Annotated in this window: 17 protein-coding genes; 11 read left to right on the top strand and 6 right to left on the bottom strand. The window is 61.6% G+C overall.

Annotation, left to right across the window (positions count from 1 at the left end; translation table 11 throughout):
- Positions 1–62 precede the first annotated feature (62 nt).
- Positions 63–260, bottom strand: a complete 198-nt coding sequence (locus tag ACZ5J0_RS13690; protein ID WP_142938390.1) for a Flp family type IVb pilin — start codon at positions 258–260, stop codon at positions 63–65.
- A gap of 324 nt (positions 261–584) precedes the next feature.
- Positions 585–1,229 (bottom strand): prepilin peptidase, encoded by a 645-nt coding sequence (locus tag ACZ5J0_RS13685; RefSeq protein WP_464093305.1) that lies wholly within the window; start codon positions 1,227–1,229, stop codon positions 585–587.
- 289 nt (positions 1,230–1,518) lie between these two features.
- Here ACZ5J0_RS13685 and rplM point away from each other — a divergent pair, with 289 nt between their 5' ends.
- The 3 genes from rplM (at position 1,519) to glmM (ending at position 4,029) form a co-directional block, all read left to right on the top strand.
- A complete protein-coding gene (gene rplM / locus ACZ5J0_RS13680) occupies positions 1,519–1,962 on the top strand; it encodes a 50S ribosomal protein L13 (RefSeq protein ID WP_024817563.1) in 444 nt (147 codons plus the stop codon).
- A 39-nt stretch (positions 1,963–2,001) separates the two neighbouring features.
- Entirely contained in the window at positions 2,002–2,511 is a 510-nt protein-coding gene (gene rpsI, locus ACZ5J0_RS13675; protein ID WP_024817562.1) for a 30S ribosomal protein S9, read from the top strand.
- A 153-nt stretch (positions 2,512–2,664) separates the two neighbouring features.
- On the top strand, positions 2,665–4,029 hold the full coding sequence (glmM, locus tag ACZ5J0_RS13670) for a phosphoglucosamine mutase (RefSeq protein WP_142938392.1): 1,365 nt from the start codon (positions 2,665–2,667) through the stop codon (positions 4,027–4,029).
- 91 nt (positions 4,030–4,120) lie between these two features.
- On the opposite strand, the gene ACZ5J0_RS13665 is transcribed toward glmM, so the two are convergent.
- Both ACZ5J0_RS13665 and coaA read right to left on the bottom strand, forming a co-directional pair.
- Positions 4,121–4,978 carry a M15 family metallopeptidase gene (locus ACZ5J0_RS13665; RefSeq protein WP_464093304.1) on the bottom strand — a complete coding sequence of 286 codons (858 nt, stop codon included), beginning with the start codon at positions 4,976–4,978 and terminating at the stop codon, positions 4,121–4,123.
- 1 nt (position 4,979) lies between these two features.
- Entirely contained in the window at positions 4,980–5,951 is a 972-nt protein-coding gene (coaA, locus tag ACZ5J0_RS13660) for a type I pantothenate kinase (RefSeq protein ID WP_142938394.1), read from the bottom strand.
- A gap of 139 nt (positions 5,952–6,090) precedes the next feature.
- Between coaA and glmS the strand changes: the two genes are divergently transcribed.
- The 8 genes from glmS (at position 6,091) to ACZ5J0_RS13620 (ending at position 18,816) form a co-directional block, all read left to right on the top strand.
- Positions 6,091–7,974: a glutamine--fructose-6-phosphate transaminase (isomerizing) gene (gene glmS, locus ACZ5J0_RS13655; protein WP_464093303.1), complete on the top strand. Its 1,884-nt coding sequence runs from the start codon at positions 6,091–6,093 to the stop codon at positions 7,972–7,974.
- 4 nt (positions 7,975–7,978) lie between these two features.
- On the top strand, positions 7,979–8,326 hold the full coding sequence (locus tag ACZ5J0_RS13650; protein WP_011775548.1) for a holo-ACP synthase: 348 nt from the start codon (positions 7,979–7,981) through the stop codon (positions 8,324–8,326).
- A gap of 16 nt (positions 8,327–8,342) precedes the next feature.
- A complete protein-coding gene (locus ACZ5J0_RS13645; RefSeq protein ID WP_464093302.1) occupies positions 8,343–9,920 on the top strand; it encodes an NAD(P)H-hydrate dehydratase in 1,578 nt (525 codons plus the stop codon).
- A gap of 69 nt (positions 9,921–9,989) precedes the next feature.
- Positions 9,990–12,272: a glycogen debranching protein GlgX gene (glgX, locus tag ACZ5J0_RS13640; protein ID WP_142938396.1), complete on the top strand. Its 2,283-nt coding sequence runs from the start codon at positions 9,990–9,992 to the stop codon at positions 12,270–12,272.
- Positions 12,269–14,581, top strand: a complete 2,313-nt coding sequence (gene treY / locus ACZ5J0_RS13635) for a malto-oligosyltrehalose synthase (RefSeq protein ID WP_464093301.1) — start codon at positions 12,269–12,271, stop codon at positions 14,579–14,581. Before glgX ends, treY begins: the two co-directional genes overlap by 4 nt.
- A 90-nt stretch (positions 14,582–14,671) precedes the next feature.
- On the top strand, positions 14,672–16,444 hold the full coding sequence (gene treZ, locus ACZ5J0_RS13630) for a malto-oligosyltrehalose trehalohydrolase (RefSeq protein ID WP_142938646.1): 1,773 nt from the start codon (positions 14,672–14,674) through the stop codon (positions 16,442–16,444).
- A 79-nt stretch (positions 16,445–16,523) separates the two neighbouring features.
- A complete protein-coding gene (gene mgrA / locus ACZ5J0_RS13625) occupies positions 16,524–17,561 on the top strand; it encodes an L-glyceraldehyde 3-phosphate reductase (protein ID WP_464093300.1) in 1,038 nt (345 codons plus the stop codon).
- Between the two features lie 169 nt (positions 17,562–17,730).
- The gene (locus ACZ5J0_RS13620; protein ID WP_090817844.1) at positions 17,731–18,816 is read left to right on the top strand and encodes an inositol-3-phosphate synthase; all 1,086 of its coding nucleotides are present in this window, start codon (positions 17,731–17,733) and stop codon (positions 18,814–18,816) included.
- Positions 18,817–18,995: 179 nt separating this feature from the next.
- Here the strand turns inward: ACZ5J0_RS13620 and ACZ5J0_RS13615 are convergent, their stop codons facing one another.
- A complete protein-coding gene (locus tag ACZ5J0_RS13615) occupies positions 18,996–20,684 on the bottom strand; it encodes a formate--tetrahydrofolate ligase (protein WP_142938399.1) in 1,689 nt (562 codons plus the stop codon).
- A gap of 98 nt (positions 20,685–20,782) precedes the next feature.
- The gene (gene mshA / locus ACZ5J0_RS13610; protein ID WP_464093299.1) at positions 20,783–22,027 is read right to left on the bottom strand and encodes a D-inositol-3-phosphate glycosyltransferase; all 1,245 of its coding nucleotides are present in this window, start codon (positions 22,025–22,027) and stop codon (positions 20,783–20,785) included.
- Positions 22,028–22,053 lie beyond the last annotated feature (26 nt).

The following is a 22,053-nucleotide window of genomic DNA, read 5'->3' as shown; positions in this document are numbered from 1 at the left end:
GCAGCCGATGAATGCATCGGGGCAGCCGGCCCGGGATCGGTAGTGAAGCCGGCCGGTATGGGTTACGGCAGCGCCTTTTCTACGGTTTGGAAGCCCTTGAGGACGTCCGTGCCCAAAGTAACCACAGTGCCAACGATGATTGCGGCGATGAGGGCCACGAGCAGACCGTATTCAACAGCCGTTGCGCCCTTCTCCTCGGAGGTGAAGCGATCCTTGACGCCGGCGATGAACGAGATAACGGAAACCATAAGAGATGACATTGGAAAATCCTTCCCAGAATTAATGTGGCAGTGATTCATGAATAGCAGGGCGGCAAATTATCTAAATTTACCCGAATATCGAACCGCGTCAGTGGAGCCTTTAGCTGTTCGTAATTCGATGAGATAAGAATTCACCCTGGGCCGCTGAAGTCACAATGCGTAGCCGTACTCGAATTATCCGGGCGCCTATTACTTGCCGGATGTGCCAGCGGGCAGAAAGTACTCAGTTTCGGTGCCTGGGCGGGTGGAAACTACTTGCTTTACAAAGGAGCCTTATGTATTCCGGGCGGGCTGAAGCCTGGGTAAGGACGTACTAACCACGGGCTAGTTCATGAACAGAACTACGCCAACCGCAGCAATGAGCATTGCGGGTCCATGGGCTGTTTCTGCGGGCTTTTCGGCGGATCGCAGGCGTAACATCAGCACCGTCAGCAACCCGCCCACCACGAATCCCAGTAGCCCGCCAATGAGTACTTGCTGCCAACCCAAGTAGCCCAAGTACAAACCCAGGGGCGCTGCGAGCTTCACATCGCCCATTCCGAGGCTTCTTGGCGAAATAAGTTTGAGAATGACGTAGCCGGCGAACATCATCGCCCCGCCGGCGAGGGCGCGGAAGAGGTCCGGCCAGCCCGGCGCGAGAGCTGCTGAGGCCAGTAGCAGCAGAAATCCACCACCGAGCAAAAGCAATACAAGGGGGTTGGGCAGCAAATGGAGTGTGAAATCAATCCGCGAAAGTTGCACTCCGAGTAATGCCAATAAAAGGAATGCCGGCAATTCGTGGGCAACGCCGAACCGCCACGCAAGCAAGCCAAACAGCAACGCGGTGGCAGCCGCCGTCGTGATCCGGACCTTAGCTACAGGGAGGCCGCCGAGTCGCGGCAGCGCGCGGGCAATCAGAAGCTCGGTAACAGGGCTCAGCAGCAAACCAAGGAGCGCAAGAAGGAGCGCGAAGCCGGGTCCGTTGGGCATCTGTTCTCCCTCAATCAGCGCATGGCCCCCAAGGGCGGTTACCCCATTTTGACCCGGACGCCCTCATGGCGGTATTGTTTAGAGTCGTTGTGCGTGTCCTATCTCGATGACACATGCCTTGCGGGGGATCCAGTTGCAGGATCGCTAACTCCCTAGGCATTTTCGAGATCTTGGGATAACTGGTACATAGAGCCCTCACCTCTGCTCCGGTAGCGCATACATAGATAGGTACACGCCTTATTGCGTGTCGCCTAAAACATGAACGCCAGAACAAGAACGAGGCAAAACCGTGCGTACGTACACCCCGAAGCCCGGCGATATCAACCGCCAGTGGCACGTCATTGACGCCACCGACGTTGTCCTTGGTCGTCTTGCCAGCCAGACCGCAACACTGCTGCGCGGAAAGCACAAGCCGACCTTTGCGTCCCACATGGACATGGGCGACTTCGTCATCATCATCAACGCTGAAAAGGTAGCCCTCACCGGCGCCAAGCTGGAGCAGAAGCGCGCATACCGCCACTCCGGTTACCCGGGCGGCCTGACCTCCGTCAACTACGCCGAGCTGTTGGAATCCAACCCGGTTCGCGCTGTTGAGAAGGCCATCAAGGGCATGCTCCCCAAGAACTCCCTCGCTGCACAGCAGTTGGGCAAGCTCAAGGTCTACCGTGGCGCTGAGCACCCCCACGCTGCACAGCAGCCGAAGACTTTCGAAATCACCCAGGTCGCCCAGTAGTCCTGGCCACCAACTAAACTTTTTATTACAAGGAGAACCGTGGCTCAGAACGAAGAACTGACCGCCGAAGCCGTCGAGGCCGAGGAAACCCTCACCAGCTACACCTCTGAAAGCAGCAACGCTGCCGAAGATGCTCCCAAGAAGGAGCGCCCGGCACTGACCGTTGCCGGCGCAGCTGTTGGCCGCCGCAAGGAAGCCGTTGCACGCGTCCGCGTTGTGCCTGGCTCCGGCAAGTGGACCATCAACGGCCGCACGCTGGACAACTACTTCCCGAACAAGCTGCACCAGCAGGATGTCAACGAGCCCTTCAAGATCCTTGATCTCGAAGGCGCCTACGACGTCATCGCCCGTATCCACGGTGGTGGCATCTCCGGCCAGGCCGGCGCACTGCGCCTTGGCGTTGCTCGCTCGCTGAACGAGATCGACGTCGACAACAACCGCGCCACCCTCAAGAAGGCCGGTTACTTGAGCCGTGACGCACGCGTCATCGAGCGCAAGAAGGCTGGTCTCAAGAAGGCCCGCAAGGCTCAGCAGTACTCCAAGCGTTAATCTACGCTTACTCGAAAGCCCGTTCCGCCGTTTCGGCGGGGCGGGCTTTCGCCGTTTCAGATACCAGGCAGCGGAGTCAAGGAAGGCGCCGCACATGACCTTCTGGCGGCCGCTTGAACCAGTGCTGTCCTGTCGTCGTCTAAACTTGACCCGATGTCTAGATTATTTGGAACAGATGGCGTCCGCGGTCTCGCGAACGGATTGCTCACCGCCGAACTGGCTATGCAGCTCGCGCAAGCAGCCGCCGTCGTACTCGGCCATGAACGCTCTACCGATGGCAAGCGGCCGCGCGCCGTCGTCGCAAGGGATCCCAGAGCCAGCGGCGAGTTCCTCGCCGCTGCCGTCGAAGCCGGGCTGTCCAGTTCCGGCATCGACGTCTACGACGCCGGCGTGCTCCCCACCCCTGCCGCGGCTTACCTCGTGGCGGATCTCGACGCCGACTTTGGAGTCATGCTCTCGGCGTCGCATAACCCTGCGCCGGACAACGGAATTAAGTTCTTCGCCCGCGGCGGCCAGAAGCTTCCGGACGATGTTGAGGACGCCATCGAGGCTCAGCTGGGCAAAGAGCCGCAGCGCCCGGTGGGAGCCGACGTCGGACGAATCCAGAGGTTCTCAGACGCCGAAGACCGGTACATTGTGCACCTGCTTGGCACGCTACCCAAGCGCTTGGAAGGCTTGAAGGTAGTTCTGGACTGCGCCCATGGTGCAGCTAGCGGCTGTTCGCCCCAGGTATTCAAGGATGCTGGCGCCGACGTGGTGGTCATCGGCGCAGAGCCGGACGGCTTGAACATTAATGAAGGCGTTGGATCCACGCACCTGGGCCCGCTCAAGGAGGCCGTGGTCAAGCATGGCGCGGACCTTGGCGTAGCCCATGACGGTGACGCTGACCGCTGCCTGGCCGTTGACCATGAAGGCAACGAAGTGGACGGCGACCAGATCATGGCGATTCTGGCACTGGCGCTCAAGGACGCAGGAAAGCTCAAGGACAACATCCTCGTGGCTACAGTCATGAGTAACCTCGGCCTGAAGATCGCCCTGCGCGATGCGGGTATCGCCATCCGCGAGACTGGTGTTGGTGACCGTTACGTATTGGAGGCAATGCGAGACGGCGGATACAACCTTGGTGGTGAACAGTCCGGCCACGTGATCTTCTCGGACTTCGCCACCACAGGTGACGGCGTCCTGACCGGTCTGCAGCTTGCAGCCCAGGTTGCCTTGACCGGACGCAGCCTCAAGGACCTGTCCAGTGCCATGACCAAGCTGCCGCAGCTCATGATCAACGTCAAGGGCGTCGATAAAGCCCGGGCTGCCACTGACGAGGGCGTTGCCGAGGCTGTAGCCGCGGCGGAGCTTGAACTGGGTGAGACCGGCCGTGTGCTCCTCAGGCCCTCAGGGACCGAGGCGTTGGTGCGTGTGATGGTGGAAGCCGCTGACATGGAAACGGCCGAGCGTGTCTGCAAGGGGCTCGCCGCCGTCGTCAAGGAACGTTTGGGCGCTCCCAGCGAAATGGCAGTCTAGGAGAGCACATTTTGAGGCCCGTACCCCAGCTTGAGTCGGAGCAGGGGTGCGGGCCTCGGTGTTTAAGGATGAGAGCCTCAGTTACTAAGGATTAGAGGTAGTCCGGAGCTGCTTCAAGCCCGAAATACTCTTCCAGGGTTGCGATGCCGCGGGCGGTCATGTCCGTAGCTGCCTCCACCCCGATGTACCGCAGATGCCAGGACTCGTAAAAGTACCCTGTGGTGTCGTGGAACATCCACGGATAGCGGACCACGAATCCAAACTTGTGGGCGTTGGCTTTGGCCCAGATGGCAGCGGGTTGCTCGGCGAAGCATGGTTGGAAGCTGCAGGCTCCCGCACCGTCGCCGATGTCAAAGGACCAGCCCGTTTGATGCTCGGAGTGCCCTGGGCGGGCGGAAGCGCGGTCGGCGGCGGCCTGGCCGGTGCTGGCGACGTAGCCGTTGTAGGTAGCAACCTGGGTGGAATACGAACGGTATCCGGAGGCCAGCGTCATGATGACGCCCTCCGTGGCTGCGGCCCCGAACATCTTTTCAGCGGCAGTCGCCGTCGTGCTGTTAATCAGGGCCGCTTCGCCGCTGACGGCGAGCCGTACGCCTGGCTGCACCAAGTCTGCCGGAACGAAGGCCTGGGGGACCAGGGGCCGGTGCTTGTTCACCACTACCCAGGGACTCGTTGGATCCGTAAGGGAGTGCTGCGGGGCAACGGCGTGCGAGGGGGCTGTATTGGAGGGAGTCGCGTTGGGGGCTGATTCAACGGGTGCAGGCTCGCTTGCTGCGGCGCTGGGGGTGCCCACGGAGGACGGTGTGGCCTCGCTGGCGGCGTTCGCCGCGACGGGGGAGGGGGCGGCGTTTTCAGGCGTGCAGGCCGCCAATGCTGCCATTCCCGCGCCGGCGGTCAGGAGGCTGGCGAAAGTCCGCCGGCTAGGCAACGGTTGGGAATTGTTGGGCACCCTAGACCTTTCTGAGCAGCATGCGGCGGATCGAGTGGTCTGCGTCCTTGGTGAGTACCAGTTGTGCACGTCCGCGGGTGGGCAGCACATTTTCCTCGAGGTTCGGCTCGTTGATGCGTTTCCATATGCCCCGTGCCGTTGACTCGGCGTCCTCGTCCGACAGTGTGGCGTAGCGGTGAAAGTAGGACTCGGGCTGGGCGAATGCCGTGGTCCGCAATTTCCGGAAGCGGTCCACGTACCACTCTTCAATGTAGGAGGTCTTGGCATCCACATAGATGGAGAAGTCGAAGAAGTCGCTGACGGCCAGTCCCTGCTTGCCGTCCATCCGAGGGCGGGCCGGGGCCAGGACGTTCAGTCCCTCGACAATCAGGACGTCGGGGCGCCGCACTACGACTTCCTTTCCCGGCACGATGTCATAGGTGACGTGGGAGTACCAAGGCGCGCGGACTTCCTCGGCGCCGCCTTTGACTTCAGAAACGAAACGAAGAAGTCCACGGCGGTCGTAGGACTCCGGGAAACCTTTCCGCTCCAGCAAGTGCCGGCGCTTCAGCTCAGCCAAAGGATAAAGGAAGCCATCTGTGGTGATGAGTTCCACGTTGGGCGTTCCGGGCCAGCGCCGGAGCATTTCCCGGAGCACACGGGCAATGGTGGACTTGCCAACGGCAACTGACCCGGCCACCCCGATCACGAACGGCGTGCGTTGGGTTTGCTCACCCAGGAACGTAGTGGTGGCTGCGTGGAGTTGGTGTGAGGCCTCAACGTACAGGTGAAGGAGGCGGGAGAGAGGGAGGTAAACCTCCCTGACTTCTTTCATGTCCAGGGGGTCGCCGAGGCCGCGGAGACGGAAGACGTCCTCTTCGTTGAGGGGCTGCTCCATCTGCGCTGCAAGCCTGGACCACGTTTGACGGTCCAGCTCTACAAACGGGGAAGCGCCGTCGCCATTAGCTTCGGTGCGTTGCAAAGTCACGCTCATGATTCTGCCCTCCGCGGAGCGGATCAGGAAATGCACGACGAAGGGCAGGTGAATTGTGAGGGCTGGAAGGCCGTCAATGAAACGGGGGAGAGAGGATGTCCCACATCAGTTGTTTGCACTAGCCGCTACGCTTGTACCCATGTGTGGAATCGTAGGCTATGTTGGCAATTCGTCTCGCAAGGCAGCTGGATACAGCGCTCTTGACGTTGTGGTGGAAGGGCTGCGCCGTCTGGAATACCGCGGCTATGACTCCGCAGGCGTCGCAGTAGTGGCTGACGGGAGCATCTCCTCCCGTAAAAAGTCCGGCAAGCTGAGCAACTTGATCGCAGAACTGGAAGCAAGCCCGGTTCCTGAGTCCCTGACCGGCATCGGCCATACCCGTTGGGCAACGCATGGCGGACCCACGGACCGTAACGCGCACCCGCACCTCTCCGACGGTGGCAAGCTGGCGGTCATTCACAACGGGATCATTGAGAACTTCGCCGAGCTCAAGCAGGAACTGCTGGGCAAGGGCGTCACCTTCGAGTCGGAAACGGACACCGAAGTTGCTGCCGCACTTATCGGCGACATTTTCCGCACCCAGCTCAACGGCGACGGCGGCAACCTCACCGAGGCAATGCGCCTGGCCTGCCAGCGACTCGAGGGCGCATTCACTCTTCTCGCCGTCCACGCTGACCAGCCCGACGTCGTCGTGGCCGCCCGCCGTAACTCCCCGCTTGTAGTGGGCCTGGGCGACGGTGAGAACTTCCTCGGCTCCGACGTCTCCGGCTTCATCGACTACACCCGCCGTGCCGTCGAACTGGGTCAGGACCAGATCGTCACCATCACCGCGGACTCCGTGGAGATCACCGACTTCTTCGGCGCTCCTGCCGAGGGCAAGGAATACCACGTTGACTGGGACCCGGCTTCCGCCGAAAAGGGTGGTTTCAGCTCCTTCATGGAGAAGGAAATCCACGACCAGCCGGACGCCGTAGCTCAGACCCTCCTGGGCCGCTCGGACCTCAACGGCCAGCTCACCCTGGACGAGGTCCGCATCGACCCCGAGCTGCTCAAGCAGGTGGACAAGATCATCGTGCTGGCTTGCGGTACCGCGGCCTACGCTGGTCTGGTAGCCAAGTACGCCATTGAAAACTGGTGCCGCATTCCCACCGAGGTGGAGCTCGCGCACGAGTTCCGCTACCGCGATCCCATTGTTGACTCCAACACCCTGGTGGTTTCCATCAGCCAGTCGGGCGAAACCATGGACACGCTGATGGCTGTCCGTTACGCCCGCGAACAGGGCGCCAAGACAATCTCCATCTGCAACACCAACGGTTCCACCATCCCGCGTGAATCCGATGCTGTGCTTTACACGCACGCAGGCCCCGAAATCGCTGTTGCTTCCACCAAGGCGTTCCTGGCGCAGATCACTGCTGCCTACCTGCTTGGCCTGTACCTGGCCCAGTTGCGGGGCAACATCTTCTCCGGCCAAATCAAGGATGTCCTGGCGGACCTGAACAAGATCCCCGCCAAGATCCAGAAAATCCTGGACAACGCAGGGCCGCTGCGTGAGCTTGCCCGCAGCATGAAGGACGAGAAATCCGTCTTGTTCCTGGGCCGCCACGTTGGCTATCCGGTAGCCCTTGAAGGCGCGCTGAAGCTCAAGGAAATCGCCTACATCCACGCTGAAGGCTTTGCCGCCGGCGAGCTCAAGCACGGTCCTATCGCTTTGATCGACGACGGCCAGCCGGTCTTCGTGGTGGTTCCGTCCCCGCGTGGCCGCGACTCGCTGCACTCGAAGGTTGTCAGCAACATCCAGGAAGTCCGTGCACGTGGTGCCCGGACCCTGGTCATCGCTGAAGAGGGCGACGAATCGGTCAAGGATTACGCAGAGCACGTCTTCTACGTACCCGAAACCCCCACCCTGCTGATGCCGCTGCTCACCACGGTTCCGCTGCAGATCTTTGCTGCTGAACTGGCCGGTGCCAAGGGTTACGACGTCGATCAGCCGCGTAACCTCGCCAAGAGCGTCACCGTAGAGTAGTGCCATGATTGTTGGCATCGGCGTGGACGTCGTAGACATCGAGCGGTTTGGTCGGCAGTTGGAACGGACACCGGGACTCCGGGACCGTCTGTTTGTTCCTGCCGAGCGGGAACTCAACACCCGGTCCCTGGCGGCGCGTTTCGCGGCCAAGGAAGCTGTTGCCAAGGTGCTGGGCGCTCCGGCAGGCATGAACTGGCAGGATTGCTGGATCGGCCTCGATGAGAATGGACCCACCGTCCAGGTCAAGGGGACGGTGCTTGCCGTTGCCGAGGCCAAGGGCGTCAAGCGCTGGCACTTGTCCATGAGCCACGACGGCGGCATAGCTACGGCTACTGTCCTCGCCGAAGGCTAAAGGGACTTCACAAGCAATGATCAGCGCCTTCACCGGACAACAGATCAGGGATGCGGAAAAACCGCTCCTGGACTCCGGTGAGGGCGCTGTTCTTATGCGACGGGCCGCCTACGGGTTGGCCCACGTTGTGGCTCGCGAGGTCAAAAGCAAGCGGAAGCTTGCAGGGGCGAGTGTTGCAGTGCTGGTTGGGAAGGGTAATAACGGTGGCGACGGCATGTTCGCTGCAGCTTTCCTTGCCCGCCGCGGTGTCCGAGCGACGGCGGTACTCGCCGCCGCTGAAGTACACCCGGAGGCGCTGGCTGCTTTAGTCGCCGTAGGCGGAACTGTTGTGGCGTTGGAGGCCGCTAACGCGGAAGAGCTGGCCGTCCTGTGCGCGGGCCATGACGTCATTATTGATGCCCTGCTCGGGACCGGTGCGCGCGGTGGGCTGCGGGACGCCTCTGCCGAACTGGTGGCTTCGCTTCAAGAGTTGCGTCCACAGTTGGTAGTGGCCTGCGACCTTCCCAGTGGACTGGACGCCAACACCGGCGAAGTGCATTGGCCGGTGCTTGGTGCGGATGTGACCGTGACGTTTGGCGGTATCAAGGCCGGGCTGATGACTGACCCGGGTGAAGGGTGTGCCGGGCGCGTGGAGCTGATACCCATCGGCATTGAGAATTCTTTGGAACGCTACCGCCCTGAGCTTCGACGCCTCACTGCCTCGGACCTTGGAGCCTTGCTGCCCCATCCTGGCCGGCGCGCCCACAAATATTCGCGGGGCGTGTTGGGCGTAGTCGCCGGTTCTGCGCGCTTTGCCGGAGCTGCTGTCCTGAGTGTCCACGCTGCCGCCCTCTCGGGGGCGGGAATGGTGCGCTACAACGGGCCCCGGGACGCGGCGCAGCTGGTGCTCGCGCGAACCCCGGAAGCCCTTTGGGAGACCGACAACCCCGGCCGCGTCCAAGCGTGGCTGCTGGGATCCGGGGTGGACGGCGAGGAGCAGCTGCAACGGGCAAGGGACGCCGGTGCGTCGGCCCTCACCAACGATTTGCCCGTGGTTGTAGATGCCGGAGCTTTGAGCCTCCTGCCGGAACGCTGCCCGGCCCACTGGATCCTGACACCTCACGCCGGAGAGCTGGCTGCGTTGTTGAACTCGCTTCCTTCGACGGGCGAAATAGAGGTAACCCGCGACGACGTCGAATCCCGTACCCTGCACTATGTGCGGCAGGCCGCCCAACAAACCGGCGCCACAGTGCTCCTGAAGGGTGCCACCACACTGGTGGCGTCGCCGTCGGGCGTTGTTTTCAGTCAATCCGAAGGCACCCCGTGGATGGCAACCGCGGGCAGCGGCGATGTCTTGGCGGGCGTGCTGGGAGCCTTGTTGGCACAGTCTGCGGAGATGGTACGGCACGACGACGGCGCATATGCCGCGTTGGGCTTGGATCCCGCCGACCGCTGGGCTGCTCTGGCAGCCGTTGCTGCCAGCGTCCACGGGCGAGCCGGAGCCCTTGCATCCGCTCATTTTGACGAAGGTCCCATTACAGCCTCGGCCGTCATGAATGCGGTTCCGCGCGTCATTGGTTCGCTCAACGCGGAATACGACCGAACAATACCCTAAGGTTGCTGTCGGTGTCTGGGGGCTTGAGTAGGCTTGCAACAGTTGTTCGCATCATCAAGAGGAGAACGCATGGAAGTCTGGCCTGGATCGGCTTATCCGCTAGGTGCCACGTTTGACGGCACCGGCACCAACTTCGCGCTGTTTAGCGAGAAGGCCGAAAAAGTGGAATTGTGTCTCTTCGACGACGACGGCGGGGAAGTCCGCGTAGAAGTTACCGAAGTAGATGGTTACGTTTGGCACTGTTATCTGCCGCAGGTCCAACCGGGGCAAAAGTACGGCTACAGGGTGCACGGTCCCTACGACCCTGACGCCGGCCAACGCTTCAACCCCAACAAGCTGCTGCTGGATCCTTACGCGAAGGCCATCCACCGGCAGATTGACTGGGACCCGTCCCTGTTCTCATACAACATGGGTGACCCAGATTCGCGAAATGATGAGGACTCTGCGCCGCACATGATGCTGGGCGTTGTTATCAACCCCTTCTTTGACTGGGACGGCGACAAACTCCTGCGCATTCCGTATCACAAGTCCGTGATCTATGAGGCACACGTCAAGGGCCTTACCCAGATGCACCCCGAGGTGCCCGAAGAGCAGCGCGGCACCTACGCCGGCGTCGCGCATCCGGCGGTTATTTCCCACCTGCAGAAGCTGGGCATCACGGCGATCGAACTCATGCCGGTGCACCAGTTCGTCAACGACGGCATTCTGCAGGACAAGGGCCTGAACAACTACTGGGGCTATAACACCATCGGGTTCTTCGCACCCCACAACAGCTACAGCTCCAAGGGAGACACTGGACAGCAGGTCCAGGACTTCAAAGCCATGGTGCGGGCGCTGCATACGGCTGGCATCGAGGTCATCCTCGATGTCGTGTACAACCACACAGCCGAGGGAAACCACCTCGGACCCACACTGTCCTTCAAGGGCATCGACAACTCCGCGTACTACCGCCTGGTGGAAGACGACCAGAAGTACTACATGGATTACACCGGCACGGGCAACTCGCTTAACGTCCGCAGCCCCCACTCCCTCCAACTGCTCATGGACTCCCTGCGCTACTGGGTGACCGAGATGCACGTGGACGGATTCCGATTCGACCTCGCCTCAACGCTGGCACGTGAGTTCTACGACGTGGACAAACTCTCCACCTTCTTCGAACTCATCCAGCAGGACCCGGTAGTCTCCCAGGTGAAGCTCATCGCTGAGCCGTGGGACGTTGGGCCCGGTGGGTACCAAGTGGGCAACTTCCCGCCTCAGTGGACAGAATGGAACGGCCAATACCGCGACACGGTCCGTGACTTCTGGCGCGGCGAACCTTCCACCCTTGGCGAGTTCGCTTCACGTCTGACCGGATCGGCGGACCTCTACGAGCACTCTGGCCGTCGACCCGTGGCGTCCATTAACTTCGTCACCGCGCACGATGGCTTCACGCTGGCCGACCTTGTGTCCTACAACGAGAAACACAATGAGGCCAACGGCGAAGACAACAACGACGGCGAGTCCCACAACCGTTCCTGGAACTGCGGCGCAGAAGGACCCACGGACGATCCCACCGTCCTTGGCCTCAGGGCCCGCCAGCAGCGTAACTTCATTGCCTCGCTGTTCCTGTCCCAGGGCGTCCCCATGCTGCTGCACGGCGACGAACTGGGCAGGACGCAAAACGGCAACAACAACGGTTACTGCCAGGATTCCGAACTCACCTGGATCAACTGGGAGAACGTGGACCAGCCGCTGATCGAGTTCACTGCCGCGGTCAGCGCGCTCCGTGCCAAACACCCCAGCCTGCGCCGCAGCCGCTTCTTCGATGGCCGTCCCGTGCTTCGTGGTGAAGGCGAACGGCTCCCGGACATCGTATGGCTCGATGCCGACGCCAGCACCATGTCTCCGTCCGACTGGGACGAAGCTTTGGGGCGCTCCGTTGGTGTGTTCCTCAACGGCGATGGCATCCACGGCCTGGACACCCAGGGCCGACGCATCACGGACGTCAACTTCCTCTTGTACTTCAACGCGGACCAGGACGAGGTAGGCTTCCGGATTCCTTCCGACGAGTACGCGCCGGCCTGGGACGTCATGATCGACACCGCCGGGGAAGGCGCCGAAGCGGGCGTGGTCAAGCCAGACCAGATCCTGATGGTAGGCGGCAAGTCGCTGGTGGTACTCCGTGCCCACAGCACCCCGGAAATTGAACCCGATCACTCGGTGGCAGCTTCCCTCGCAGCTTTGACGCAAACGAGCACTCCGGAGACGGCATCCATTACCGCCCCGGCAGTGACGTCCTTGCCTTTCGATTACAAAGGCTCAGCCCCGGAGGACGACGAAAAGGCAGATGAAACGAAGGAGCCTGGATCATGAGGACGCCTGTCTCCACGTATCGACTCCAGATCCGGCCGAGCTTCACCCTGCAGGATGCGGCGGAGCTCACCGGATACCTGCAATCCCTGGGAATTGATTGGGTCTATGTTTCACCCATCCTGACAGCGGAAAAGGGTTCCGATCACGGCTATGACGTGACCGATCCCTCCACCGTCGACCCCTCCCGCGGAGGCTCCGAAGGACTAGCCGCGTTGTCCCGTGCTGCCAAAGACAAAGGCCTGGGCGTTCTTGCCGACATCGTCCCCAATCACATGGGTGTCGCTTCGCCGAAGCAAAACGCCTGGTGGTGGCAGCTGCTCAAGGAAGGCCAGGGTTCAAAGTACGCCGAGGCTTTCGACGTCGACTGGGACTTTGGCGGGGGGAAGATCCGCATCCCGGTCCTGGGAAGTGATGACGACCTTGATGAACTGAAAATCGTGGACGACGAACTGCGTTACTACGATCACAGTTTCCCCTTGGCAGAGGGGACGTACACGGCCGGGGACAACCCGCGTGAGGTCCACGAACGGCAGCACTACGAGTTGGTTGGCTGGCGCCGCGCCGACGCCGATCTGAACTACCGCCGCTTCTTCGCAGTGAACACCTTGGCCGGCTTACGAGTCGAAGTTCCATGGGTCTTTGACGAGTCCCACGCAGAGATCGTCCGCTGGTTCCGTGAAGGACTGGTGGACGGGCTGAGGATCGACCACCCCGATGGTCTGGCCGACCCCGAGGGCTACCTCGCAAGGTTGCGCGAAGCTACTGGTGGCTCCTACCTTCTGGTGGAGAAGATCCTGGAACCGGGGGAGCAATTGCCGGATACCTTCGAGTGCGAAGGGACCACGGGATACGACGCCTTGGCCGACGTCGACCGCCTTTTCGTGGATCCGGCGGCAGAGGAATATCTGAACTCCCTCGATGCCCGACTCCGGAATGCAGATGCTCCCGCGGACTACCACTCCATGATCCATGCGACCAAGCGCCGGATCGCCGACGGCATCCTGAGATCGGAAGTCCTAAGGCTGGCCCGCCTTGTGCCTGAATCCTTGGAGCTGCCGTTCGCGAAGGTAGCCGATGCCTTGGCTGAAGTCATCTGCTGTTTCCCCATCTACAGGACGTATCTGCCCTATGGTGGGAAAACGCTGATCGAGTCCGTGGAGAACGCCGCCAAGCAGCGCCCTGACCTGGCAGCTGTCCTTAGCGGGCTTCAGCCGCTCTTGCTGGATGAGTCCAGCCTGCTGGCCCGGCGTTTCCAACAGACGTCCGGCATGGTGATGGCCAAGGGTGTGGAGGACACCGCATTTTTCCGGTACACCCGTCTAGGGTCACTGACGGAAGTGGGTGCGGATCCCACGGAGTTCTCCATTCCCGGCAATGTCTTCCACGAACGCATGGCCCGGAGGCAGCAGCTCTTGCCGCTGTCCATGACAACGCTGAGCACCCACGACACCAAACGGAGCGAGGATGCGAGGGCCAGGATCTCGGTGATCTCCGAGGCCGTACCGGAATGGGAGCTCTTCCTCGGAATCGTCCATGAGCTCGCGCCCATCCCCGATGGGCCCCTCTCGGCCTTGGTCTGGCAATCCATCGCAGGCGCGTGGCCGGCAGATCGCCAACGGTTGCAGTCCTACGCCTTGAAAGCGGCACGGGAAGCCGGCAATTCCACCAACTGGACCGATCCCAACCAGGATTTCGAACGCCAGTTGGCGGCCGCCGTCGACGCCGTCTTCGATGTTCCGGAGGTTGCAGCCGCCCTGACGAACTTCATCAACGAGCTCGAACCGTATGGAACATCCAACTCGTTGTCCGCCAAGTTGATCCAGCTGACCATGCCCGGCGTTCCGGACGTCTACCAAGGCACTGAATTCAGGGACGGTTCGCTGACCGACCCCGACAACCGGCGTCCCGTGGACTTCAAGGCTCGGATCGCAGCCCTGGAAGAGTTGGACGGCGGCGCCAAGCCCGCATTCACCGATGAAGCCGCCAAACTGCTGGTGACCTCGCGTGCCCTGAGGCTACGGCGCGACAGGCCGGAACTGTTCGCCGGCTACCTCCCGGTGGCTGCCCAAGGCGCCGCTGCGGGACACGTGGTGGCCTTCGACCGGGGAGCCGAACATCGTGGAGCTCTCACCGTTGCCACCCGCCTGCCCAAGCGGCTGGCCAGTGAAGGCGGCTGGCGGGACACGGCCATTGAATTGACGGTGGCCTGCCGGGACGAACTCACCGGGGTCAGCTACGGGGCAGGCGCCGTCCCTCTGGCCACCTTGCTGGAGCATTACCCGGTGGCTTTGTTGGTCCCTACGGACTGATTTCCGGACGGTGCGATCACCGAATAGCGGTGATCGCACCGTCAACACCGTCATTGCAAAGCACGCTTGAAACACGTACAGGGGAGCATGATGCTGGAGCACGCTGCTGGAAAGAATCTTTACGACGTCTGGGCTCCGAATGCGGATTCGGTTCAGTTGCTCGCCGGAGGCCACGAGTACTCCATGGAGAGGCATCACGACGGCGCCGCAGCCGGTTGGTGGCGGGCGCCTGCTGACGCAGTGGCCCAGGATGGCGACGACGTGCGGTACGGCTACATCGTGGACGGCGAGGGACCGTTTCCCGATCCGCGCTCGCGGAGGCAGCCGGACGGGGTCCATGGTCTGTCAGCGACCTTCGATCCTTCCGCCCATGAGTGGAAGGACAGCGAATGGAAAGGCCGGAGCCTCAAGGGTTCGGTCATCTATGAGCTACACCTCGGCACCTTCACCGCGGAAGGCACGCTGGATGCCGCAGCCGAGAAACTGAAGTATTTGGTGGACCTTGGCGTCGACTTCGTAGAGCTACTCCCGGTCAACGGATTCAATGGTGTTCACAACTGGGGTTATGACGGCGTCCTTTGGTACGCCGTGCACCAGCCGTATGGTGGCCCCGCCGCCTACCAACGCTTTGTGGATGCAGCGCATGCCGCGGGCTTGGGCGTTATTCAGGACGTCGTCTACAACCACCTCGGTCCAAGCGGCAACTACCTGCCCAAGTTCGGCCCCTACCTGAAATCGGGGGAGGGCAACACCTGGGGTGACTCCGTGAACCTTGACGGCCCCGGCTCGGACGATGTTCGTCGATACATCCTGGAGAACGCAGAGATGTGGCTTCGGGATTACCACGTGGACGGACTCCGCCTCGATGCCGTGCACGCGTTGCGTGATGAGCGTGCCGTGCACATCCTTGAGGAATTCGGCGCGCTGGGAGACGAGGTGGAGGCAGCCACCGGAATCCCCAGGACGCTGATTGCGGAATCGGATTTGAACAACCCGCGGCTCATCTACCCGCGGCAAGACAACGGCTACGGCTTGGAAGGCCAGTGGAGCGACGACTTCCATCACGCCGTCCACGTCAACCTCAGCGGGGAAACCACCGGCTACTACGCGGACTTTGACTCGCTCGCAGTGTTGGCCAAGGTCCTGGAACATGGATTCCTCCACGACGGCAGCTACTCCAGCTTCCGGGGCAGGCACCACGGCCGCCCGATCCGCCGCGATATGGCCCACCCTTCCGCGCTTGTGGTCTGCCTGCAGAACCACGACCAAATCGGGAACAGGGCCACCGGGGACCGCCTCACTGCGTCGTTGTCGTACGGAAAGCTGGCCATCGGTGCTGTGCTGACCATGACATCCCCCTTCACGCCCATGCTGTTCATGGGTGAGGAATTTGCTGCCTCCACTCCATGGCAGTTCTTCACCTCCCACCCGGAACCTGAGCTCGGCAAAGCTACAGCAGAAGGGCGAATCAAGGAATTCGAACGTATGGGATGGGACCCGGCGGTTGTTCCTGACCCGCAGGATCCTCAGACGTTCCAGCGCTCCAAACTCAAGTGGGACGAAGCCGGCGAAGGTGAGCACGCACGCTTGCTGCAGCTGTACAAGGATTTGGCACAGCTGCGCCGCAACACTCCGGAATTGGTGGACGGCGGCTTCGGCGAGACACACGTTGAGTTTGACGACGACGAGCACTGGCTCCAGTTCTCCCGCGGCCCCATCCGGGTAGTCTGCAACTTCGGGGACGAAGCACTGGGCACGCCATTGAATGGCTCCGTGTTGCTGGCTACCGACGACGAAGCAGCGCTGAACGACGGGACGCTGACCCTTCCCGGCGGTAGCGCCGCCGTCGTGCGCGTCCAGTAAGCCACAGAAATTGAGGTGACGGCGCCCACATGGCGGACGGCGCCGTCACCACTGTTTCTGCAGTGGCAGGATGGTACGTATGACTTATTCGGCCGCGGAAAACCGCTACGAAACCATGCCCTACCGCCGCGTCGGACGCAGCGGACTCAAACTCCCCGCCATCTCGTTGGGCCTCTGGCACAACTTCGGCGATGACAAACGATTCGACGAACAACGCGCCATCCTGCGCCGTGCGTTCGATCTCGGTGTCAACCACTTTGACCTCGCCAACAACTACGGTCCGCCGGATGGCTCGGCAGAGACAAACTTCGGCCGTCACCTCAAGGACGACTTCAAGCCGTACCGTGACGAACTGGTCATCTCCACCAAAGCCGGTTACTACATGTGGCCCGGCCCGTACGGCGAGTGGGGATCCCGCAAATACCTGATCTCCAGCCTGGACCAGTCGCTGGAGCGCATGGGCCTGGATTACGTGGACATCTTCTACAGCCACCGCCCCGATCCTGAAACTCCACTGGAAGAAACCATGGGCGCTTTGGACTATGCAGTCCGGTCCGGCAAGGCACTGTACGCGGGAATCTCTTCCTACACGCCGGAACAGACGATCGAAGCCGCCCGGATCCTCAAGGAACTCGGCACTCCTCTTCTCATCCACCAGCCCAGCTACTCCATGCTGAACCGGTGGACGGAGAACGGCTCACCCAACCTGTACGAGGCCTTGGACCAGGTGGGCGCCGGTTCCATCGCTTTCTCGCCGCTGGCGCAGGGCATGCTCACCAACCGGTACCTCAACGGTGTGCCGGCCGATTCGCGGGCCGCCAAAGAACGGTTCCTGTCCGAATCTGCACTCACTGAAGACAAACTCGACCGCGTGCGGGGCATGAACGCCATAGCCGAAGGGCGTGGGCAGACCCTTGCCCAGATGGCCATCGCGTGGATCCTGCGTGATCAGCCCAAGGGTTCGCCGGTGACCTCAGCCCTGATTGGTGCTTCCAGCGTTGCCCAGCTTGAGGACACGCTCAGCGCGATCAACAACCTGGGGTTCACCAGCGAAGAGCTCACGGCCATTGACGAATTTGCTGTGGAATCGGACATCAACCTTTGGGCTCAGAAGTAGCCTTCAACAACTGACATAAACAGCGGAGGCCGGGAGGGAACAAAACCGGCTTCCGCTGTGTTGGTTACAATGCAAGTGTGCGCCGAATGGCGCCGTGCCACTCAGCCGTGCCCTGGACTCAGTCAGGGATGCGCCTGGCACCTGAGGTTAGTTCTCAAAAAGGAGTTCCGTGTCTTCACATCCGATTCGTGTTGCCATTGTCGGCGTAGGCAACTGCGCCGCATCGCTGGTCCAAGGTGTTCAGTACTATCGCGACGCTGACCCCAAGGCCACGATCCCGGGTCTGATGCACGTCGAGTTCGGCCAGTACCACGTCAACGACGTTCACTTCGTTGCTGCTTTCGATGTCGATAGCAAGAAGGTTGGGCTCGACCTCGCTGACGCCATCGGTGCCAGCGAAAACAACACCATCAAGATCGCCGACGTTCCCGCAACAGGCGTGACTGTCCAGCGCGGTCACACCCTCGATGGTCTGGGCAAGTACTACCGCGAGACGATCGTGGAGGCTCCGGAAGAAGCTGTAGACATCGTTGCCGCGCTCCGCGAAGCCAAAGCAGACGTTATGGTCTGCTACCTGCCCGTCGGTTCGGACCAGGCCGCCAAGTTCTACGCCCAGTGCGCCATCGACGCAGGCGTGGCCTTTGTCAACGCCTTGCCCGTTTTCATCGCCGGGACCAAGGAGTGGGCTGACAAATTCACCGAAGCCGGCGTCCCGATTGTGGGCGACGACATCAAGAGCCAGATCGGTGCCACCATCACCCACCGTGTCATGGCCAAGCTGTTCGAAGACCGCGGCGTCACCCTGGACCGCACGTACCAGCTGAACGTTGGCGGCAACATGGACTTCAAGAACATGCTTGAGCGCGATCGCCTCGAGTCCAAGAAGATCTCCAAGACCCAGGCCGTCACCTCCAACGTTGAGGCTGAGCTGCACGCCGACGACGTCCACATCGGACCGTCCGACTACGTTGCCTGGCTCGATGACCGCAAGTGGGCCTTCGTCCGCCTTGAAGGCCGTAACTTCGGTGACGCCCCTGTTTCGCTCGAGTACAAGCTCGAAGTGTGGGACTCCCCGAACTCTGCCGGTGTGATCATTGACGCCATCCGCGCTGCGAAGATCGGCCTGGACCGCGGAATCGGCGGCCCGCTGCTCTCCGCATCCAGCTACTTCATGAAGTCGCCGCCGGAGCAGTTCAACGACGACATCGCCCGCGACAAGGTTGAAGCCTTCATCCGCGGCGACATCGAACGCTAAACACCCCGCCTTACCAAGCGCCAAACCGCGCGACGCCAAACGCCCTCGTCTTCCGATACGGGGGCGTTTGCCGTACCCAACGCTCTATCAGATCCCTGCCCTCTGAGCGCAACGCTCTATCCCTTTCCTCAATGAAGTGAGAGACGGTTGGGGTGTAGGGCCTGGGATGTGAGAGAGGGTTAGAAGAGGCCGGTAGGGTTGCCGTCGACATCCACATCCATGCGCATGGCGGCCGGTTCCTTGGGAAGGCCGGGCATGGTCATCACCGCACCGGTCAGCGCAACGATGAATCCAGCACCGGTCTTGGGAATCAGATCGCGAACGTGCACGCGGAATCCTTTGGGCGCACCCAGCCGGGACGCATCGTCGGTGAAGGAGTATTGTGTCTTGGCCATACACACGGGGAGCTCTGACCAGCCGTTCTTCTCGATCTCGGCGAGACGTTTTATTGCCGGCACGGAGAATTCCACCCCGTCGGCCCCGTAGATCTCCTGCGCGATCGTCCGGATCTTGTCCTCAACACTGAGTTCCAGCGGGTAGAGGTGGTGGAAGTCGGTTGGCACATCCAGTGCGGCTGCCACCTTGGCGGCGAGCTCATCACCACCGTCGCCTCCGCCACCGCGCCCCCAAACATCGGCAACCGCCGCCTGAACGCCTTCCGCGGCGCACCAGGCAAGGAGCCACTGAAGTTCCTCCGGACTGTCCGTTCCGAATTTGTTGATGGACACAACGGGGGAAATACCGAACTTTGCCACGTTTCCCACGTGCCTTTTCAAATTCTCGACGCCGGCCGCCACGGCTTCGATGTTTGGCTCGCTGAGATTTTCCTTGGCAACGCCGCCCTGCATCTTGAGCGCGCGGATGGTTGCCACCACCACGACGGCGGATGGCGCCACGTCGGCGATGCGCGCCTTGATGTCCATGTATTTCTCGGCGCCAAGGTCCGCGCCGAAGCCGGCCTCAGTGACCACGACGTCGGCGAGCTGCATTGCGGTGCGGGTGGCGATCAACGAATTGCACCCGTGGGCAATGTTCGCGAAGGGACCGCCATGGACCAACGCGGGAGTCCCTGCGATGGTTTGGACGAGGTTGGGCTTGACGGCGTCTTTCAAGAGCATGGTGAGGGCACCTTCGACGCCGAGGTCCGAAACCGTGACTGGCGTGCGGTCGTAGGTGTACCCGAAGGTGATGCGTCCCAGCCGGTCCCGAAGATCGTCGAGATCTGAGGCGAGGCAGAAGACTGCCATGATTTCCGAGGCCACGGTGATATCGAAGCCGTCTTGCCTGGGCACTCCCTGCATGGGGCCGCCGAGTCCGATGATGACTTCCCGCAGGGCGCGGTCGTTCATGTCCAGCACGCGTTTGAACGTCATGCGGCGCGGGTCGATGCCGAGGTGGTTGCCTTGGAAAATGTGGTTATCCACTAAGGCCATGAGGGCGTTGTTTGCCGATGTGATGGCGTGGAAGTCGCCCGTGAAATGCAGGTTGATGTCATCCATGGGCAACACCTGGGAGTACCCACCGCCCGTGGCTCCACCTTTCATGCCCAGAATCGGACCGAGAGAGGGCTCACGCAGGGCGATCATCACGTTGTGGCCTGCGCGGGCCAGGGAATCCGCGAGTCCCACTGTGGTGGTCGACTTTCCTTCGCCGGCAGGAGTGGGGGACATGGCGGAGACGAGCACTACCTTGCCGGGGGCCTTTCCCTGAGGCAGGCCCAGTTTGGCCGTGTTGATCTTGGCCTTGTAGGGCCCGTACAGCTCAAGTGCATCCACGGGAATGCCGGCGCGTTCGGCCACCTCTTCAATGGAAAGCATGGTGGCGTGGTGGGCAATCTCAAGATCACTCATGACCTTGTTTTCAGACATCTTTGTCCTTCGGTTCTGCCCGCAGCGGGGATGCTGCTGCCGGGGGTTTACGCTGTGCGCGACAATCTATCAGCCCCGGTGCAGATACCGGCGGAGACTCAGCGCCGCGGGACCAAGAGTCCGCCCACAGCCTCACGGTAGCTTTCCAACGTGATGGCGGCGGTGCGTTGCCATCCGAAGGACTCGGCGTAGGTGGCAGCGAGCCGGCCCATGTCCTCGCGGGTCTGGACGTCGTCGTAAAGATCTTCGAGGGCGTCTGCCCAATCGGAAGGATCGTGTCCGTTTACCAGGATGCCCGTTCGCCCGTCGGAGATGGCGCGGGAGAGACCACCAACATTGGTGGCCACCACAGGTGTACCGCACGCCTGTGCTTCCAACGCCACCAAACCGAAGGACTCGCTGAAGGAGGGCATCACCACCACATCTGCTGACCGGAACCAGCTGGCCAGCTCCGGTGCCACAACAGGCGGCCGGTGAGTAACGACGTCGGAGAGTCCAGCGTCTTCAATGATGTGCTGGAGGTTGAAGTCCTTCGCCCCGCTCAGAGAGCCCAGTATGGTCATTTCCAAATCAATGTCCGGCCGGCGTTTTCGGAGTATGCCGGCCGCCTTGACGAATACCTGGGGACCTTTGAGCCGCTGGATCCTGCCGGCAAAGAGGATGTGGAAGCTGTCCGGCCTGATGCCCCGCAATGAACGCGATTTTCGCCGGAACGAGGGCGTGAACACCTTGAGGTCCACTCCCGGCGGGGCTACATCTATCCGGTCAGGATCCGCCCCGTAGTGTGAAACCAATTCCTCCGCTTCGGCAGGAGTATTGGCAACCAGCCTCGAAGCGCCGTCCACAATGCGTTGCTCTCCGTCTTCCCGGCGCCGCGGCTCAGGCCGTTCACCGGATTCCAGGACAAGATTTTTGACCTTGGCCATGGTGTGCATGGTGTGGATGAGGGGGACGCCCCAGAGTTCTGAGAGCTCGAGCCCTGCCACGCCTGAAACCCAGTAGTGGGAGTGGATGGCGTCGTAGCGGCCGTGGAGCTGTTGGTGGCGGATTTTGTCGATTTCCTCGACCATGTGGTGCAGAAGTGCCGGCAGTTCTTCCTTGGGCAGTTTGCGGCGTGGTCCTGCCATGACGTTGTGTACGCAGACGCCGGGGCCAGGGTGCTCGACGGCGGGCTGGCCGGCTTTGGTGGATCGCGTGAAGATTTCCACCTCCACCCCGGACTCCGCAAGTGCCATGGCCAAGGCGCGCACGTAAACGTTCATTCCGCCGGCATCTCCCGCGCCGGGCTGCTCCATGGGGGAGGTATGGAGGGACAGAAAGGCCACACGACGGATCAACGGCATCCGGGACCTCCTCACGATCACAGCAA

The sequence above is a fragment of the Arthrobacter sp. DualSoilB13 genome, assembly GCF_055389195.1.
Note: the sequence above shows the minus strand (reverse complement) of the source record. Positions and strands in the feature narration are given on the sequence as shown.

Coding starts and splice junctions, on each gene's coding strand:
- ACZ5J0_RS13690 (WP_142938390.1), bottom strand. CDS start 260: ATGTCATCTCTTATGGTTTCCGTTATCTCGTTCATCGCCGGCGTCAAG.
- ACZ5J0_RS13685 (WP_464093305.1), bottom strand. CDS start 1,229: ATGCCCAACGGACCCGGCTTCGCGCTCCTTCTTGCGCTCCTTGGTTTG.
- glmM (WP_142938392.1), top strand. CDS start 2,665: ATGTCTAGATTATTTGGAACAGATGGCGTCCGCGGTCTCGCGAACGGA.
- coaA (WP_142938394.1), bottom strand. CDS start 5,951: ATGAGCGTGACTTTGCAACGCACCGAAGCTAATGGCGACGGCGCTTCC.
- glmS (WP_464093303.1), top strand. CDS start 6,091: ATGTGTGGAATCGTAGGCTATGTTGGCAATTCGTCTCGCAAGGCAGCT.
- ACZ5J0_RS13650 (WP_011775548.1), top strand. CDS start 7,979: ATGATTGTTGGCATCGGCGTGGACGTCGTAGACATCGAGCGGTTTGGT.
- ACZ5J0_RS13645 (WP_464093302.1), top strand. CDS start 8,343: ATGATCAGCGCCTTCACCGGACAACAGATCAGGGATGCGGAAAAACCG.
- glgX (WP_142938396.1), top strand. CDS start 9,990: ATGGAAGTCTGGCCTGGATCGGCTTATCCGCTAGGTGCCACGTTTGAC.
- treY (WP_464093301.1), top strand. CDS start 12,269: ATGAGGACGCCTGTCTCCACGTATCGACTCCAGATCCGGCCGAGCTTC.
- treZ (WP_142938646.1), top strand. CDS start 14,672: ATGCTGGAGCACGCTGCTGGAAAGAATCTTTACGACGTCTGGGCTCCG.
- mgrA (WP_464093300.1), top strand. CDS start 16,524: ATGACTTATTCGGCCGCGGAAAACCGCTACGAAACCATGCCCTACCGC.
- ACZ5J0_RS13615 (WP_142938399.1), bottom strand. CDS start 20,684: ATGTCTGAAAACAAGGTCATGAGTGATCTTGAGATTGCCCACCACGCC.
- mshA (WP_464093299.1), bottom strand. CDS start 22,027: ATGCCGTTGATCCGTCGTGTGGCCTTTCTGTCCCTCCATACCTCCCCC.